Origin of the sequence: Nocardia uniformis NBRC 13702, from assembly GCF_001613345.1 — a bacterium.
GTDB classification, from domain to species: Bacteria; Actinomycetota; Actinomycetes; order Mycobacteriales; family Mycobacteriaceae; genus Nocardia; species Nocardia uniformis.
Genome location: NZ_BDCE01000066.1, coordinates 60,289 through 75,944 on the forward strand (window position 1 = coordinate 60,289; position 15,656 = coordinate 75,944).

Genomic DNA, 15,656 nt, shown 5'->3' on the forward strand with positions numbered 1-15,656 from the left:
GATGACGACAAGATGGGCGGTGCCGATCCGACGGCGCGCCGTGTGACCGCAGAAACCCGCAGGGAACACGCAGCGCGCCCTGGGTGTTCACACTGCGTTCGCGAAATAAGCTGGCGCCCGGTGCAGCCGCCGCGCATGGGTAGAATTCGTGCACGACGTAAGGGGTTAAACAGGTGAAGGATCTGGTCGATACCACGGAGATGTACCTCCGTACCATCTACGACCTCGAGGAGGAGGGCGTCACGCCCCTGCGCGCTCGCATTGCCGAGCGCCTCGAACAAAGCGGCCCCACGGTGAGCCAGACCGTGGCGCGTATGGAACGCGATGGCTTGTTGTCCGTCGCTGGCGACCGCCACCTGGAACTGACCGATAAGGGCCGCGCCATGGCGGTGGCCGTGATGCGCAAGCACCGGCTGGCTGAGCGGTTGCTGGTCGATATCATCGGCCTGGACTGGCAGAATGTGCACGCCGAGGCGTGCCGCTGGGAACATGTGATGAGCGAAGAGGTGGAACGCCGCCTCGTCGAGGTGCTCAACCACCCCACCACCTCCCCGTACGGCAATCCGATCCCCGGGTTGGACGAACTGGGTGTCGAGGGGGCGGTCAGCACCGACGAGAAGCTGGTCCGGCTCTCGGATCTGCCCACCGGTCAGTCCGTGGCGGTGGTGGTCCGGCGACTGTCGGAACACATCCAGACCGATCCGGAGGTCATCAACCAGCTGCGGGAGGCGGGCGTGGTGCCCGATGCCCGCGTGACGGTGGAGACCAAGCCCGGCGCGGTCATCATTCTGGTGCCGGGACACGAGGGCTACGAGCTCTCCGACGAGATGTCGCACGCCGTCCAGGTCAAGCTGGTCTGAGGCGTGAAACTTCTGGTCACGGGAGGCGCGGGCTACGTCGGCGGCGTCTGCGCACAGGTATTGCTCGAGGACGGCCACGAGGTGGTCGTGGTGGACGATATCTCGACGGGTAATGCCGATGGCGTTCCCAGCGGGGCGAAGTTCGTCGAGGGCGATATCGCCACGGTCGCTACCGAGCTCATTGCCGCCGAGTCCTTCGACGGTGTGTTGCATTTCGCGGCGCAATCGCTGGTCGGCGAATCCGTGCAGCAGCCGGAGAAGTACTGGTACGGCAATGTGGTGAAGACCCTTGCCATGCTGGAGGCCATGCGGGCAGCGGGTACCCCGCGACTGGTGTTCTCCTCCACCGCCGCCGTGTACGGCGAGCCGGAGCAGGTGCCGATCGTGGAGGACGCACCCACCCGGCCCACCAATCCGTATGGGGCGTCGAAGCTTTCCATCGACTACGCCATTACCTCCTATGCGGCGGCGCACGGGCTGGCGGCGACCAGTCTGCGCTACTTCAATGTGGCGGGCGCGTACGCCGGGCTCGGTGAAAACCGGGTCGTGGAAACCCATCTCATTCCCCTGGTGCTGCAGACGGCACTCGGCCATCGCGACTCGATCTCGGTATTCGGCACCGACTACCCGACGTCCGACGGCACCGCGATCCGCGATTACATTCACATTCGCGATCTCGCGCAGGCGCATCTGTTGGCGCTCGCCCAGTCGCGGCCCGGGACGCACCGCATCTTCAATCTCGGCAGCGGCACCGGGTTCTCGGTGCGCGAAATCATTTCGGCCTGTGAGCGAGTCACCGGCCTGCCCATCCGCTCGGTGGACGCGCCGCGCCGCGCCGGTGACCCGGCGGTGCTCATCGCTTCCAGCGACCGCGCCATCACCGAACTCGGCTGGCAGCCGCGGCACACCGATCTCGATGACATCGTCTCCGACGCCTGGACATTCATCCAGTCGCTCGGCGACCGCGCGCACAGCGCACGCTGAGGTAGACGCTGGGATAGCTACCGCGCCCGCCGACCACGCTTTCCTCGTCGCGCCCCGACACCTCAGCCTCGCGCCGAGGTGTCGGGGCGCGGCGCGTCGCACATCACCTCGCGGCCGATATCCCGTCGTCGCCCCGCACCTCACGACTGCTCCCCACCGAGATCGACACCGAGGTCCGCGGCCGTGTCACGGCCGGTAGCGGCGAGTTGGCACAGCTGTTCGGGCCGCATGCCGGACTGCAGGGCGGTATCGAGGAGCTGGGCCATGGTGTGCTCGGGATCCGATGCCAGGGCCGCCCGCAGCGCGACTCCGGCGAGCGAACCGTCACCGCGCGCGTAGGCGCTATAGCCCAGGAGCGCGGCCGTTTCGGCACGATCCGGATCGGGCAGACAGCGGGTCAACCGCACCCACAGCGCTTCAGCGGCGATCGCGTGGTCGCCCGGGGCCAGCGCGAACATGACATCGCGCACCGCCGGATCCCGCAGCGCCACCGCCAGTTCCGCGAGCTCGGAGGCCTCGAGCTCCGCCCCGGATTCCACATTGGCGATCTGCCACAGCACCTTTCGCAGTGCGGCGCGACTGTAGGAGCCCGATTCCCCGCGCCGTACCGCCGCCGCGAGCCGTTGCTGCGCCGCGGCCACCGCCGCATCGAATACCTGCGCCACCGCGGCGAGTTCGACGGCGTCCACCTCGACGACGGCGGTGAGTTCCTCCCGAGATCCGCGCACCGGGCGACCGTCGAGTACATGTCCGAGGGTGATCAGCGAGGCCGCCGGATCCGGTTGTGTGCCCGTTCGCCTCGGCTCCAGCAGGCTCCACCACATCAGCTCGGGCGCGATCCCCGCCACCGCCCACGCCCCCGCCAGCGGCACCGTCTCGGCAGCCAACCGCCGTTCGAGCGCCTCGACGAGTTCTCGATGCCGACGTCCGCGCACACCCCGATGGTGTGCGGTCGGTGCGGTTGCCCGATCGTCGACGATCAGCGCGAGTACCGCGACGGCATTGTGCCGCACACAGATCCCCGCCACCCGCTCCACCACCTGCCCGGTTTCGATCCGCCCCGGACTATCGAAATCCAGCCGAGCCACCACATCGACCGCCGTCATACCCGCGACCCCCGGCGCCGCCCGCAACACCGCCACCACCAGCGATCGCACGGGCGTGAACCCGAGCATGGCGGGCACGGCCACGATGAAACCACCCGGCTCATGCAGATGCTGTGGCCGCACGACCACGGAATCCCCCGCCAGCGCATCGAATCCGGCTCCGGCCAATGGGTTACCGACAGGTGGCGGCGGCGCTGCGGCGCTGCGATCGGCCACACCGCGATCCGTGGCGCTCCGGGCCGCCGCACCGCCCGAGCCCCACGCGAGGCCGGGCGAAGGTTCGGGCCGCCCGCTGGCAGGCAGTTCGGGGGGCCCACCGGAATCGGAAGCGGACCCACCGCGAGGTGGGTGACCGCGATCGTTCGACAGCGCGCGGGCCCCGTAGCAGCCGGGGTCGGACGGCGCATGGCAACCACCGTGCCGGGTGAAGCCGAGCGCGGTGTCGGGTTGCGGGGGAATGGGTTCCGTGGGAGTCGTCATGGCATCGAGAATGCGCGGTGGCATGGCCACTGCCGTAGGGCCGACCTGGGCTTTCACCAGGTGTGTGAGTAGCGAGTTCGGCTGTGGAGAGATCCGCCGCCGGACCGGTCGCCAGCCGTGGACCTGTCGGTGTCCCCTGCTATCGTCGCGCTCCGGCCAGCCGTGCGGGCACACCGTCGGCGACCCTCGGACACAATCTGAACCCACCGCGTTTCATTTCACCCGAATGGGCCCCGCCACGCTGTTAGAGTCCGGCTCGGCACCACCGACGGTGCCGGAAGGAAGTTCGTATCAGCAATGAAGAGAAGTACATTCGGCGGCCTCGCGGTCACCGTGGCGGCCGCGGCCGCCCTGCCGGTGCTGCTCGCCCCGCCCGCCACGGCGGATGTCGAGACCATCCGCGTGGACGCGCGCGTCTCCGGCGAGACCTGCGGCAAGTCGGGTGGCTGCGTCATCCGGGTCAGAACGGTCGGTAAGAACCGTCTCGACGAGGTGGCCGTCACCGTGAACGGACAGATCGTGGGTTACGCCTGGCCGCAACAGGATCAGTGGGATGCCAACCGCGGCAGCGCCGAGGTCGTCTGGAACCCCAACGATTACGGCAGCTACCACATCACCGCCAAACAGGGCACCACCTCCGGCGTGCTCACCTGGGATATCAAGAGCCCGGGCGGAACCGGATCCTTCGGCGGGCTACTGCCTTCCGGATCAGCGGGCTGATCCACGGCCGACCGGGAGTCGGGCCGGGCAGGGTCCCACTCCCCTACCCCCGCATGACCTGTTTATTATGTGCATACCGAATTATGTTGCAGCACTTAGGATTTCGACGCACACAACGGGTTATCGCTGCTACATTCCGCCCGACACCACCGCAGGTGTCGGAAGGAACAGTGACAATGACGAGAACACACCACACACCCGTGGGAACGAGAGCGATTGCCGCGCTCATCGCCGTGGCCGCCCCCGCGCTACTGGCCGCCCCCGCCGCCGCCGATATCAACGACCTCCGAGTGCTCGGCGCGACAGCTGGGCAGCAGTGCTCGATATCGACGGGCTGCGCTATCCGCGCCACCCTCACCGACGATCGGACGACCCCCGTCGACTTCCTGGTGGACTACACCGCCATCGGCACCGCGACACCGATCCGAGACAGCACCGGAGCCATCTCCGCCACCCTCGAATGGCATCCGACCAGGGCGGGCACGTACACCGTCAGCGCTCGTCAGGGACAAAACATGTCCACCATCGTCTACACCGTGACACAGCACAGCTCCGGCTGTGGCTGGTTCCCCACCGGTTCGGGCACCGGTTCCGCCGGTAGCGGCTCGGCCGACTCCGGCTCGGCCGACAGCGGCTCGGCAGGCAGTGGGTCGGCAGGTACGGGATCCGCGGGCAGCGGTTCGGCAGGCAGTGGGTCGGCTAGCGGTTCCGCCTGCTGATTCGGTTGTCCGGGAGCCGGATCGGGCAGGACCGGCTCCTCCCACCGGGCGCGGTCAGCCCTTGCGCACCTTGCTCAACGCGGTGGTGAACAGTGAATCGAGAGCTTCGCCATCGGGGCGCTCGTCACCGAAAGACATGTAGGTGACATTGATTCGCACATCACCGACCTGACCCAGCAGGGTCTGCATGGTGCGGGTGAGTCCCGCGCCACTCGTTTCGGAGCGAACCGTGCGACGCAGCGCCACGGTCTCGTCCGCGTCCAGTGGCGGTGGCGGCAGGATTTCGGTGGTGACCGTCGCGCTGGTGCCGCTGTGTGTGACGCGCACCGTCCCGCAGCGTTCGACTTGCTCCTGCAGGGTGGTGAGCGTCTGATCGGTGCGCACGAGTTCGACGGTCATGGTGGCGCGGGTGCTGTTATCGGTGCCGACCGCGACGGCGGGGTCGGAGACGGGAGCCGACGGCGCACAGTCGCCGGGATCGACCTGGGATCCGGGCAGGATGCCGTCGAGATCGCGGGCGGCCTGTCCGGCCGCATCCGGTGACAGCGAGACGGCCGCGTAGGGCGACGGAAATTGTGACGGATTCGGCAGCAGCCGAGTCAGTTCCGATTCGGGCCGGCCGGTAGTCGGCACATGACCATGTGACGCGCTGGGGTGACCCGATACCGTCGTTCCGCAAGCGGTGAGCACACAGCCGAGTAGGACAATTGCGAGAACTGAGGGTTTACGGCGCTGATTTCCACCTACGGGGGGCTGCCGCCGACCCGACGAATCCGGCACGATCACCCGTCCACTATGCCGAATATCCGCTGTTCATCCGGGATGCCACGCCGGGAATCGGCCGCGCAGCAAACCTGGGGGAATGCGCCTCACCGTTGGGCGTGTTGCACGAGCGGTAGCGGGCATCCCACCCAGGGGGCACATACCCGCAACGCCATGAGGGACAATGTGGATGGTCCCAGTACTGCCCGTCAGGCGAATGAACCGCGGCAGGCGTGCCGCCGAGTTCCGCCGGACCGTGCCGGTGGAGACCATGCAGGAAGGAGTACGCGATGGACGATAAGTCGAATATGTACGAGTTGGAGTTCCCTGCGCCACAGTTGTCCTCCGCTGATGGCGCAGGTCCGGTGCTGGTACACGGACTGGAGGGGTTCACCGACGCCGGTCACGCCGTCCGCCTGGCCACCACCCATTTGCGGGAGAGCCTGGAGGCGGAACTCGTCGCCTCGTTCGATATGGACGAGCTGCTCGACTACCGCTCGCGTCGCCCGCTCATGATGTTCAAGACCGATCACTTCTCGGATTACACCGAGCCGGAACTGAATCTATGGGCGCTCAAGGACACTCAGGGCACCCCGTTCCTGCTGCTCGCCGGACTCGAACCGGATCTGCGCTGGGAAAAGTTCGTGGCCGCGGTGCGCCTGCTCTCCGAACAGCTGGGCGTGCGCCGGACCATTGGCCTGAGCGCGATCCCCATGGCGATCCCGCATACCCGACCGCTCGGGATGACCGCGCACGCCAGTGACCGCGATCTGATCGGCGACAACCAGCGGTGGCCAGGTGAGCTGCAGGTTCCGGCGAGCGCGTCCTCGCTGCTGGAATACCGAATGGCTCAGCACGGACACGAATCGGTCGGTTTCTCGGTGCATGTGCCGCACTACCTGACCCAGACCGCCTACCCGGAAGCCGCGCAGACGCTGCTCGAGAGTGTCGCCGAGAACGCGGGCCTGGAACTGCCGCTGGCAGCACTGGGCGAGGCCGCGGCGCGGGTGCGAGAGCAGGTCAACGAGCACATCTCCGGTAACTCCGAGGTGGAGACGGTCGTCGAGGCGCTCGAGCGGCAGTACGACAGTTTCGTCACCGCACAGGAACGGCAATCGAGTCTGCTCGCCAGCGAGAACGAATTGCCGACCGGCGATGAGCTGGGCGCGGAGTTCGAACGCTTCCTGGCCGAGCAGTCCGGGTTCAGCGAGGGCGACGCGACCGACGGCGGCGACCGCCCGTAGCGCGGGGACGGCGGCGGCGGGTCCCGACCCACGAAGGCCGCCGTGGGCACAGCGGTAGGAGACGCTCCCAGTAACGTGGTGGCCGTGCAGCTATCCGAACTCGTCCCCGACCAGGCCGTACCCGATGTGGACCCGGATTGGCTGTACGAAACCTTCGCCGAATGGACTCTCGATCAGGGCCTGACGCTGTACCCGGCGCAGGAAGAGGCGCTGCTCGAACTGTTCACCGGCGCGAATGTGATTCTGGCCACCCCCACCGGATCCGGTAAGTCCATGGTCGCGATCGGCGCGCATTTCGCGGCGCTCAACCGCGGTCAGCGCAGCTACTACACCGCGCCGATCAAAGCCCTGGTCAGCGAGAAGTTCTTCGCCCTGTGCGAGGTATTCGGCGCGGACAAGGTCGGCATGGTCACCGGTGACGCTGCGGTGAACCCGGATGCGCCGATCATTTGCGCGACCGCGGAGATCCTGGCCAACCTGGCACTGCGCGAGGGCGCCGCCGCCGCGGTGGGTCAGGTCATCATGGACGAATTCCACTACTACTCCGATCCGGATCGCGGGTGGGCGTGGCAGGTGCCGCTCATCGAACTGCCGGACGTCCAATTCCTGCTCATGTCGGCCACTCTCGGTGAGGTCGACTTCTTCGCCGAGGATCTGAAGCGCCGCACCGGTCGCGATACCGCCATTGTGTCCGGCTCGGAACGCCCGGTGCCGCTGAGCTTTTCCTATGTGCGCACGCCCATTACCGAAACGCTCGAGGATCTGGTCACCACCAGCCTCGCCCCGGTCTACGTCGTGCACTTCACACAGGCGTCCGCCATCGAGCGGGCGCAGGCGCTGATGAGCGTCAATTTCGCCTCCAAGGCCGAGAAGGACGCGATCGCCGAGGGGATCGGCGACTTCCGCTTCGCCACCGGGTTCGGAAAAACCCTGTCGCGCTTCATTCGCCACGGTATCGGCGTCCATCACGCGGGCATGCTGCCCAAGTACCGCCGCCTGGTCGAAAAGCTCGCCCAGGACGGTCTGCTCAAAGTGGTCTGCGGCACCGACACCCTCGGCGTCGGTATCAATGTGCCGATTCGCACCGTGCTGCTGACCGGACTCACCAAATACGACGGGGTGCGCACCCGCCGCCTCAATGCCCGTGAATTCCACCAGATTTCGGGCCGCGCGGGCCGTGCGGGCTACGACACCATGGGCACCGTGGTGGTGCAGGCCCCCGAGCACGAGGTGGAGAATGCCCGGCTCATCGCCCGGGCCGGTGATGATCCGAAGAAGCTCAAGAAGGTTCAGAAGCGTAAGCCTCCTGAGGGTTTCGTCTCCTGGTCCGAGGAGACCTTCGACCGGCTCGTCGGCGCGACCCCCGAACCGATGATGTCGCGCTTCACTGTCACCAACTCCATGCTGCTCAATGTCATCGCGCGCAAGGGCAATTGCTTCGACGCCATGCGTCATCTGCTGGAGGAGAACCACGAGCCGCGTCCGGCGCAGCGCAAACACATCCTGCGTGCCATCCGGCTCTACCGCGCACTGCGCGGCGCGGGTGTGGTGCAGCAGCTCGACGAACCCGACGAGTTCGGTCGCCGCGCCCGTCTCACCGTCGATCTGCAACGCGATTTCGCCCTCGACCAGCCGCTGTCGCCGTTCGCGCTGGCTACCTTCGAACTCCTCGACAAGGAGTCACCCACCTACACCCTCGACCTCATCTCGCTGCTCGAGGCGACCCTCGAGGATCCGCGCCAGCTGCTCATGGCCCAGCAGCACAAGGCGCGCGGTGCGGCGGTCGCGGAGATGAAGGCCGACGGCATCGAATACGAGGAGCGAATGGAGCTCCTCGAGGAGGTCACCTGGCCCAAACCGCTCGCCGAGGAACTCATCTACCCCGCGTTCGAGACCTATAAGGGCGGGCATCCGTGGGTGTCGGAATTCGAGCCCTCCCCCAAATCGGTGGTGCGCGAGATGATCGAACGCTCGCTCACCTTCGCGGAACTGGTATCGAACTACGAGCTGGCCCGCTCCGAGGGCGTGGTGCTGCGCTACCTCGCCGACGCCTATCGCGCGCTGCGCCGGACGGTGCCCGACCAGGCCCGCACCGAGGAGCTCGACGACATCACCGAATGGCTGGGCGAACTCGTGCGCGGAGTCGACTCCAGCCTGCTCGACGAATGGGAGCAGCTCACCAATCCGGGCGCGGAAGCCGATACCGAGGAGGTGGCGTTCGGGGCCGACGTGCCGCGCCCCATCTCCGCCAATGAGCGTTCCTTCCGGGTGCTGGTCCGCAATGCCATGTTCCGCCGCATCGAAATGGCGGCCCTGCGCCGCTGGAATGCCCTCGACGAGCTGGACGACGGCCTGGATTGGGAGGCCGAGCTCGAGCCGTACTACGCCGAATACACCGAGATCGGCACCGGTCCCAACGCGCGCGGGCCGAAGCTCTTCCAGATCGAGCAACGCCCTGGCTTCTGGCATGTCCGTCAGGTTCTCGACGATCCGGCCGGTGACCACGGCTGGTCACTCGACGCCATTGTGGATCTGGCGGAGTCCGATGCCGCAGGTGAAGTGGTGTTCGACGAGGTCACGGTGGCCGCGGGCTGATCGGCGTCACACTCTCGTAAGGTGCCGCGCCGGGTTCGATATCCGAATCCGGCGTTAAGGTGACGTAGTCGATCCGCCGCCAGTTCGTTTCTCGAGGCAGACCGCTGCTATTCTCGCGCACTGTTGCCCAAATGCGCCTCGCAGCCTCGGACCACGGAGAGTTCCCTTAGATTGACAGATTCAAACACGCCCGAGTCGCCTTGTCTCGTCATTGATCTGGACAAGGTGCGCGCGAACTACCGCGCCCTGCATGCCGCCCTCCCGACGGCGCGCATCCGCTTCGCCGTCAAGGCCAGTCCCGTGCCGGAGATCATTCGGCTACTGAACGACGAGGGCGCTGAGTTCGACGTCGCCAGTATCGGCGAGATCGAGCTGGCGCTGGCGCAGGGCGTCGACCCGGCCGTCATGTGCTACGGGAATCCGATCAAGAAGTCCGCGCATATCGCCGCCGCCTACGCGGCCGGGGTACGCCGGTACGCCTTCGATACCGAGGACGATCTGGCTCGCATCGCCGAGTACGCCCCGGGTTCGGAGGTGGAGTGCCGATTCCTGGCGTCGGCGCCGCAGTCGCAGACGCCGTTCGGCACCAAATTCGGCTGCGCGCCGGGTGAGGCCGTGCACCTGCTGGTGCGCGCCCGCGATCTGGGTCTGACCGTGGTGGGCCCGTACTTCCATGTGGGTTCGCAGCAGCTCGATCCGAGCGCGTGGCGTATCGGGATCGAGCAGGCCGCAGCCATCGCGGAAGCCCTTGCGGTCAAGGATATTCCGGTGTCATCGGTGAATATCGGTGGCGGACTCCCGATTTCGTATGTCGATCCGGCTCCGGGGTTGTCCGAACTCGGTTCCGTGATTGCCGCGGCCGCGGCGCAACATCTCCCCGAACACACCGATCTGGTGGTGGAACCCGGTCGCGCCCTGGTGGGCAATACCGGCGTGATCCACGCCGAAGTGGTGAATGTTCGTGTCGCGCCGGATGGTCGGCGCTGGGTATACCTCGATATCGGCCGCTACAACGGTATGGCCGAGACCGAGAACGAGTACATCGCCTACCGCCTGCGAACCGATCGGGACGGTGATCCGATGGCTGAAGCGGTGGTCGCCGGACCAACCTGCGATGGCGACGATGTACTGTATCAACGCACGCGTGTCCTCCTTCCGACCACGTTGCGAGCCGGTGATCCCGTTCGGATCCTCGATACCGGCGCCTATACGGCGAGCTATTCGTCAGTGTCCTTCAACGGTTTTCCGCCTTTGACTGTTCATGTCATCGGCGCTGAGCGAGAGTGAGTTTGCCCATGACGGCAGAATTCACCGGCTGGCACGTGCTGGCCGAGTTCGGTGGTGTCGACCCACAGCTGTGTGACGACCTCGAACGACTCGAAGCTGCGCTCCGAAAATCGTTGGTCGCCGCGGGGGTGACCATTTGCGATGTGGTGCACAAGCAGTTCGAGCCGCAGGGCGTCACCATTCTGGCGCTGCTGGCGGAGTCGCATGCCTCCATCCACACCTATCCCGAATCCGGCGATATCTTCGTCGACGTATTCACTTGCGGCAGTATCGGTGCCGGCGCCACCCAGGCCGTCGAACTATTGCAGCGGGAGCTGTCGCCCGGATCGGTGAATATGGAGGTCATCCAGCGCGGCCACACGTCGCGCCGGATCCATGAGCCGGTGGGCGAGGGCCTGACCCGGGTGTGGGATATGTCGGAGGTGATCGTCGATACGAACACCCCGTACCAACACATGGTCATCGCGAAGACCGAACAGGGCATCAGCCTGTTCTCCGATGAGGACCGCCAGTCCACCGAGTTCTCCCAGCTCACCTACCACGAGGCCATGCTGGTCCCGGGTTATGCGCTGGCCGAGAAGCTGGACAAGGTGCTCATTATCGGTTCCGGTGAGGGCGTCGCCTCGCAGATGTCGGCGGCGGCGGGCGCGACGCTCGTCGATCACGTCGATATCGACCAGCTCGAGGTGGAGCTGTGCGCGCAGCACCTCCCCTACGGCTACACCTCGGCCGATCTGGCCGAGGCGGTCGCGCAGACCGGCCCGATCAAGATGCACTACGCCGACGGCTGGGACTTCCTGGCCAATGCGGAAGCGACCGGCGTGCGCTACGACATGATCTGTATCGACCTGCCCGACGAGCGGGTCGAGGACGCGCAGCACAACCGCCTGTACGAGGATGATTTCCTCAACCGCTGCAAGGCGATTCTCGCCGACGGTGGCGTCCTCGCGGCACAGGCCGGTTGTCAGACCATGTGGCGCAACGAAACTCTCAAGCGTTCGTGGACCCGCTTCCACAATCTCTTCGAGACCGTCGTGCCCTACGTCAGCGACGAGCACGAGTGGACCTTCATCTTCGGTACCCCGAAGGCGATCGAGGATCCGGTCGCGAAGATGACCACCACCCTCTCGACCCTGCCGTACCGGGCCGAGACCATCGACGAGCGCGCCATCATCCGCGGCGCGATCGAACCGCACGCCCTGCGCGTCGGCGCGAACGTCGGTTAACCGCAACAGATTTCGCGAAGCGTCCCGCACGAATCTCCACGTCGTGCGGGGCGCCTCACATTTCCGGGGTGTTCAGACCAGCTGAGGTTCGACGGTCCAGGCCGGAAGTGGCGGGGTCATCGGGTTGGCGGTCGGAATCCCGCCCGCCACCCGTGATTTCGGCAGCCACATCGAGATGATCATCGCGCTGCGGTCGAAGACCTTGCGCGCCCGCAACTGCGCGGGCAGCAGGTTGCCCAATGACGGCATCGTGGCGATCGCTCGTATCGACGCTTCGGCGGAGTCGACCGGATCATCATCGGCGATCCGGCTCGCGACGGTGTGGATGGCGATCTGCCTCTCCTCCGGTTGATAGAGCAGCCACGCCGCGCCCAGTCCCTCGGCCCGCGCGGAGTCACGCACCGCGGGCCACACCTCCTCGAGCATCGCACGCGGATTCCCGCCCTCGAAGGTGAAGCGCTCGAACCGGTCCACGGCGTGCTCGGCGAGCGGGGTGAAGTTGTGCGCGCCCGCGACCCGCCAGATATGCCGATCAACCCCCAGGAAGAACGGCCGACTCCAGAACTTCACACCGGGCTCGAACTCCAACTCCTCGGCCGTAAAACGCCGGTACTCTTCCACATTCGCCCACGTATCGAACAAGTACCGACCACCGGTGAGCACCTCCCCGGTGACCGCGTCGTACCGAGTCGGCATGTACTTCATGAGCATTCCCGTCCGGTCGTCCATGACTCGGCGCTCGATCTCCTGCTTATCGACCAGATCGCTCATCGACACCTCAGGGGCGACGGCGAAGTCGGAGGTGAATGCGGCGTCCGCCGCGATCGGACCGAGCTCGTACCCACGAATATCCACGATGACCTCTCAACTCTTTCGAACAAGCCAATGACCCTCCCGATGTTATATGAGCACTGCTCATTTTTCAATCGATGCTCATAATATGGGCACTGTATGATCACGCCATGCCGCCCGCCACCCGCCGCGACCGCCGTCGAATCGAAACCATCGCCGAGATCAAGGCCACCGCACTGCGACACCTGATCGCCGACGGCGTCGACGCCGTCTCCCTGCGGGCCATCGCCCGCGACCTGGGCATGGCCTCCGGCTCGGCGTACAACTACTTCGAGACCCGCGAGGCCCTGCTGGCAGCCGTCGCCGTCGACCTGCGCGCCGACCTGGCGCGCGGCCTGGCCGATGCCCGCGCCACCGCCGCCGATGCCCACGGGGAGCTGCTCGCGCACGGGACGGCGTACCGCGAGTGGGCACTGACTCATCCGAACGAATTTCGACTGATCTTCAGCGCCGCCGCCCAGCACGCCGACGCCACCGGCGACTACGACCTCTGTCTCGGCTTGGTCGGTTTAGCGGCCACCGCCCGTCCAGCCGAAGGGGGTCACAGCTACGACTGGTCCGATATGAACATGGAGTTCACCGCCATCGCACGTGAACGATTCCCGGATCTGCAACCCACAACTCTCGCACTCGCACTACGCATTTGGGGCCGAATGCACGGGCTGGTGACCCTGGAGATCGACGGCGTACTGCGACCCCAGATCTCCAATCCCGCGATGCTGTACCACGAAGAGTTGGAAGCGCTTTCGGCATCTCTCGGGCTGACGACCTGAGCACCGCTCAGTCTTGCACCGGTCATCCCGTCACGGCGCCGCTAGACCGGCGACATTGTCACCGCCACCGGTTATCGTGAATTCCATGGCTGCCCCCGCTCAACACCCCAACCCCACTGGTCCAGCGGCGCCCCCCACGGAACCGGCAGCTCTACGCGCGTCTCTCACCCCCACCCTCCGCGCCGTATTCGACAGCGAATGGGCCTACGTCATGGACGTCGCCAAGGAATCCAGATCCCTCACCGAGGTAAACGATCTCGTCACCAAATGGCGATTCATCGCCGCCGATGAGGCACAGGACCCCGGCATCTATTTCCGGGTCCTGGCCAAGGCCGCCGAGATCGAAGCGCGTGGCGGCAACCCCGCCGGCCGCTCTATCGAGGATGTTCGGGAACTGATTGCGCAGCGACGACAGCAGACGAGCTGACGCTTTGTACCGCATCGTCCACGACGAGGAGACGTACCCGCAGCTCGCAGCCTTGCCCACGGACTCTCTCGACTCCTATACCGAACTCATCGCCACCCTCGAAGTCGCGCCGTGGAACGGGAAGCCTCAGCATCCCAACAACCCAGACGGCGCGGTCCGCTGTTGGGTGTTCACCTGGCCGCATGGATCCGGGCAAGTGATCTACCTAATCGACGACGGCCGACGGGAAGTCCATATCCTTCGCCTCCAGTGGTTCGGCTGACTTCATCTTGCCGACCGGCAATTGCAGATCGTCGGTACCAGCGGTGTGATTTCCGATCGAGCCTTGGACAAGTTGACCGAAGCGGGCATCCTCGGCCAGTCGCTGCCGCGGGCTTGACTTGGAGCGCACTCCAGGTCGTAGCGTCGAGCATCGTGAGCCTCGCTCACCATCGAATTCCGGTATTCACCAAGGAGGACTCCCGCATGATCGCGACCAGGAAACTCGGCGAACTGACTGTTGGTGCGCAGGGGCTGGGCTGCATGGGGATGAGTTCGGCCTATGGGGTGCGCGACAATGATGATGAGTCGATCGCCACCGTTCAGCGGGCATTGGATTCGGGTATCACGCTGCTGGATACGGCGAATGTGTATGGGCCGGAGACCAATGAGCGGCTGATCGGGCGGGCTATCGCCGGGCGGCGCGATGAGGTGGTGCTGGCCACCAAGTTCGGCATTGTCTGGGGTGCGGACGGGTCGATGGGTGCGCGTGGTGACGCCACCTATGTGAAGCAGTCCTGCGATGCGTCCCTGGAACGGCTCGGGGTCGATCACATCGATCTCTACTACCAGCATCGCGTGGATCCGAACGTCCCGGTCGAGGAGACCTGGGGTGCGCTCTCGGAGTTGGTGGCGGCGGGGAAGGTTCGCTACCTCGGTATCTCCGAGGCGTCGGCGGACACGATTCGACGCGCGCACGCCGTACATCCGGTGACGGCGCTGCAGAGTGAGTGGTCGCTGTGGACTCGCGATATCGAGGCCGAAATCGCGCCCACCTGCCGGGAATTGGGGATCGGCATCGTGCCCTTCTCGCCGCTGGGTCGTGGATTCCTGACCGGTGCGATCACCGCCACCACCGATCTGCCCGCCGACGATATGCGTCGCCGACTCCCCCGCTTCGCCGACGGCAATATCGACAGCAATCTGGCCATTGTCGCCGCCCTGCGTGAGCTGGCCGACGAAAAGGGTGTCACCGCAGGGCAACTCGCGTTGGCCTGGGTGCAGAGTCGCGGCGATGATGTGGTACCGATTCCGGGGACCAAGCGCCGCACCTATCTGGAGCAGAATGTCGGTTCACTCGACATCACCTTGACAGCAGCCGATCTCGCGCGCATCGAGGCCGCCGCCCCCACCGATGCCATTGCGGGAGCTCGCTACCCGGAGGGGCTTGCCCGGGTAGCCGGGAAGTAGGTCACGACCGGCTCGGGTGCGCGAGCTCCGAGTATCCGAGCCGGTACCGAAATCCACGCCGACGGCCGCGTATCCGACGGTAGCGGAGCGACATCCACGGTCGTCGAGTTCACTCTGGCGGTCCGCTGGTCGCCATCGCGGTGCCGAAACGGCGTCGCTCGCCTCGGCGGCT

15 protein-coding genes are annotated in these 15,656 nt (G+C 66.0%); 11 read left to right on the forward strand and 4 right to left on the reverse strand.

The features are described 5' to 3' along the window. Positions 1-173 precede the first annotated feature (173 nt). A complete protein-coding gene (locus NU1_RS24535) occupies positions 174-860 on the forward strand; it encodes an iron-dependent transcriptional repressor DtxR (protein WP_067524610.1) in 687 nt (228 codons plus the stop codon). 3 nt (positions 861-863) lie between these two features. After that, a complete protein-coding gene (gene galE, locus NU1_RS24540) occupies positions 864-1,844 on the forward strand; it encodes a UDP-glucose 4-epimerase GalE (protein WP_067524612.1) in 981 nt (326 codons plus the stop codon). A 140-nt stretch (positions 1,845-1,984) separates the two neighbouring features. Here galE and NU1_RS24545 read toward each other — a convergent pair whose 3' ends face one another. Next, a complete protein-coding gene (locus tag NU1_RS24545; protein WP_084521774.1) occupies positions 1,985-3,430 on the reverse strand; it encodes a DUF4192 domain-containing protein in 1,446 nt (481 codons plus the stop codon). A 297-nt stretch (positions 3,431-3,727) separates the two neighbouring features. Here NU1_RS24545 and NU1_RS24550 point away from each other — a divergent pair, with 297 nt between their 5' ends. Then, positions 3,728-4,150 (forward strand): hypothetical protein, encoded by a 423-nt coding sequence (locus NU1_RS24550; RefSeq protein ID WP_067524614.1) that lies wholly within the window; start codon positions 3,728-3,730, stop codon positions 4,148-4,150. 200 nt (positions 4,151-4,350) lie between these two features. Continuing rightward, the gene (locus NU1_RS24555) at positions 4,351-4,869 is read left to right on the forward strand and encodes a hypothetical protein (RefSeq protein ID WP_157552965.1); all 519 of its coding nucleotides are present in this window, start codon (positions 4,351-4,353) and stop codon (positions 4,867-4,869) included. A 54-nt stretch (positions 4,870-4,923) separates the two neighbouring features. On the opposite strand, the gene NU1_RS24560 is transcribed toward NU1_RS24555, so the two are convergent. Then, positions 4,924-5,502: a DUF5642 family protein gene (locus tag NU1_RS24560; protein ID WP_245720290.1), complete on the reverse strand. Its 579-nt coding sequence runs from the start codon at positions 5,500-5,502 to the stop codon at positions 4,924-4,926. Between the two features lie 419 nt (positions 5,503-5,921). Between NU1_RS24560 and NU1_RS24565 the strand changes: the two genes are divergently transcribed. The 4 genes from NU1_RS24565 (at position 5,922) to speD (ending at position 11,983) form a co-directional block, all read left to right on the forward strand. Further along, positions 5,922-6,875: a PAC2 family protein gene (locus NU1_RS24565; protein WP_067524618.1), complete on the forward strand. Its 954-nt coding sequence runs from the start codon at positions 5,922-5,924 to the stop codon at positions 6,873-6,875. 84 nt (positions 6,876-6,959) lie between these two features. Then, a complete protein-coding gene (locus NU1_RS24570) occupies positions 6,960-9,470 on the forward strand; it encodes a DEAD/DEAH box helicase (protein ID WP_067524746.1) in 2,511 nt (836 codons plus the stop codon). 171 nt (positions 9,471-9,641) lie between these two features. Then, positions 9,642-10,757, forward strand: coding sequence for a type III PLP-dependent enzyme (locus NU1_RS24575; RefSeq protein ID WP_157552968.1), 1,116 nt, complete (start codon positions 9,642-9,644; stop codon positions 10,755-10,757). An 8-nt stretch (positions 10,758-10,765) separates the two neighbouring features. After that, positions 10,766-11,983 (forward strand): adenosylmethionine decarboxylase, encoded by a 1,218-nt coding sequence (speD, locus tag NU1_RS24580; protein WP_067524622.1) that lies wholly within the window; start codon positions 10,766-10,768, stop codon positions 11,981-11,983. 72 nt (positions 11,984-12,055) lie between these two features. Here the strand turns inward: speD and NU1_RS24585 are convergent, their stop codons facing one another. Beyond that, a complete protein-coding gene (locus NU1_RS24585) occupies positions 12,056-12,838 on the reverse strand; it encodes a hypothetical protein (protein WP_084521768.1) in 783 nt (260 codons plus the stop codon). A gap of 107 nt (positions 12,839-12,945) precedes the next feature. Between NU1_RS24585 and NU1_RS24590 the strand changes: the two genes are divergently transcribed. Next, positions 12,946-13,608, forward strand: coding sequence for a TetR/AcrR family transcriptional regulator (locus NU1_RS24590; protein ID WP_067524627.1), 663 nt, complete (start codon positions 12,946-12,948; stop codon positions 13,606-13,608). Between the two features lie 85 nt (positions 13,609-13,693). Then, positions 13,694-14,035 carry a DUF6247 family protein gene (locus tag NU1_RS24595; protein ID WP_067524629.1) on the forward strand — a complete coding sequence of 114 codons (342 nt, stop codon included), beginning with the start codon at positions 13,694-13,696 and terminating at the stop codon, positions 14,033-14,035. A gap of 205 nt (positions 14,036-14,240) precedes the next feature. On the opposite strand, the gene NU1_RS41735 is transcribed toward NU1_RS24595, so the two are convergent. Further along, on the reverse strand, positions 14,241-14,426 hold the full coding sequence (locus tag NU1_RS41735) for a hypothetical protein (RefSeq protein ID WP_157552971.1): 186 nt from the start codon (positions 14,424-14,426) through the stop codon (positions 14,241-14,243). 74 nt (positions 14,427-14,500) lie between these two features. Between NU1_RS41735 and NU1_RS24605 the strand changes: the two genes are divergently transcribed. Continuing rightward, positions 14,501-15,484, forward strand: coding sequence for an aldo/keto reductase (locus NU1_RS24605; RefSeq protein WP_067524634.1), 984 nt, complete (start codon positions 14,501-14,503; stop codon positions 15,482-15,484). The last annotated feature ends 172 nt before the right edge of the window (positions 15,485-15,656 follow it).

Coding starts and splice junctions, on each gene's coding strand:
- NU1_RS24545 (WP_084521774.1), bottom strand. CDS start 3,430: ATGACGACTCCCACGGAACCCATTCCCCCGCAACCCGACACCGCGCTC.
- NU1_RS24550 (WP_067524614.1), top strand. CDS start 3,728: ATGAAGAGAAGTACATTCGGCGGCCTCGCGGTCACCGTGGCGGCCGCG.
- NU1_RS24565 (WP_067524618.1), top strand. CDS start 5,922: ATGGACGATAAGTCGAATATGTACGAGTTGGAGTTCCCTGCGCCACAG.
- speD (WP_067524622.1), top strand. CDS start 10,766: ATGACGGCAGAATTCACCGGCTGGCACGTGCTGGCCGAGTTCGGTGGT.
- NU1_RS24590 (WP_067524627.1), top strand. CDS start 12,946: ATGCCGCCCGCCACCCGCCGCGACCGCCGTCGAATCGAAACCATCGCC.
- NU1_RS24595 (WP_067524629.1), top strand. CDS start 13,694: ATGGCTGCCCCCGCTCAACACCCCAACCCCACTGGTCCAGCGGCGCCC.
- NU1_RS24605 (WP_067524634.1), top strand. CDS start 14,501: ATGATCGCGACCAGGAAACTCGGCGAACTGACTGTTGGTGCGCAGGGG.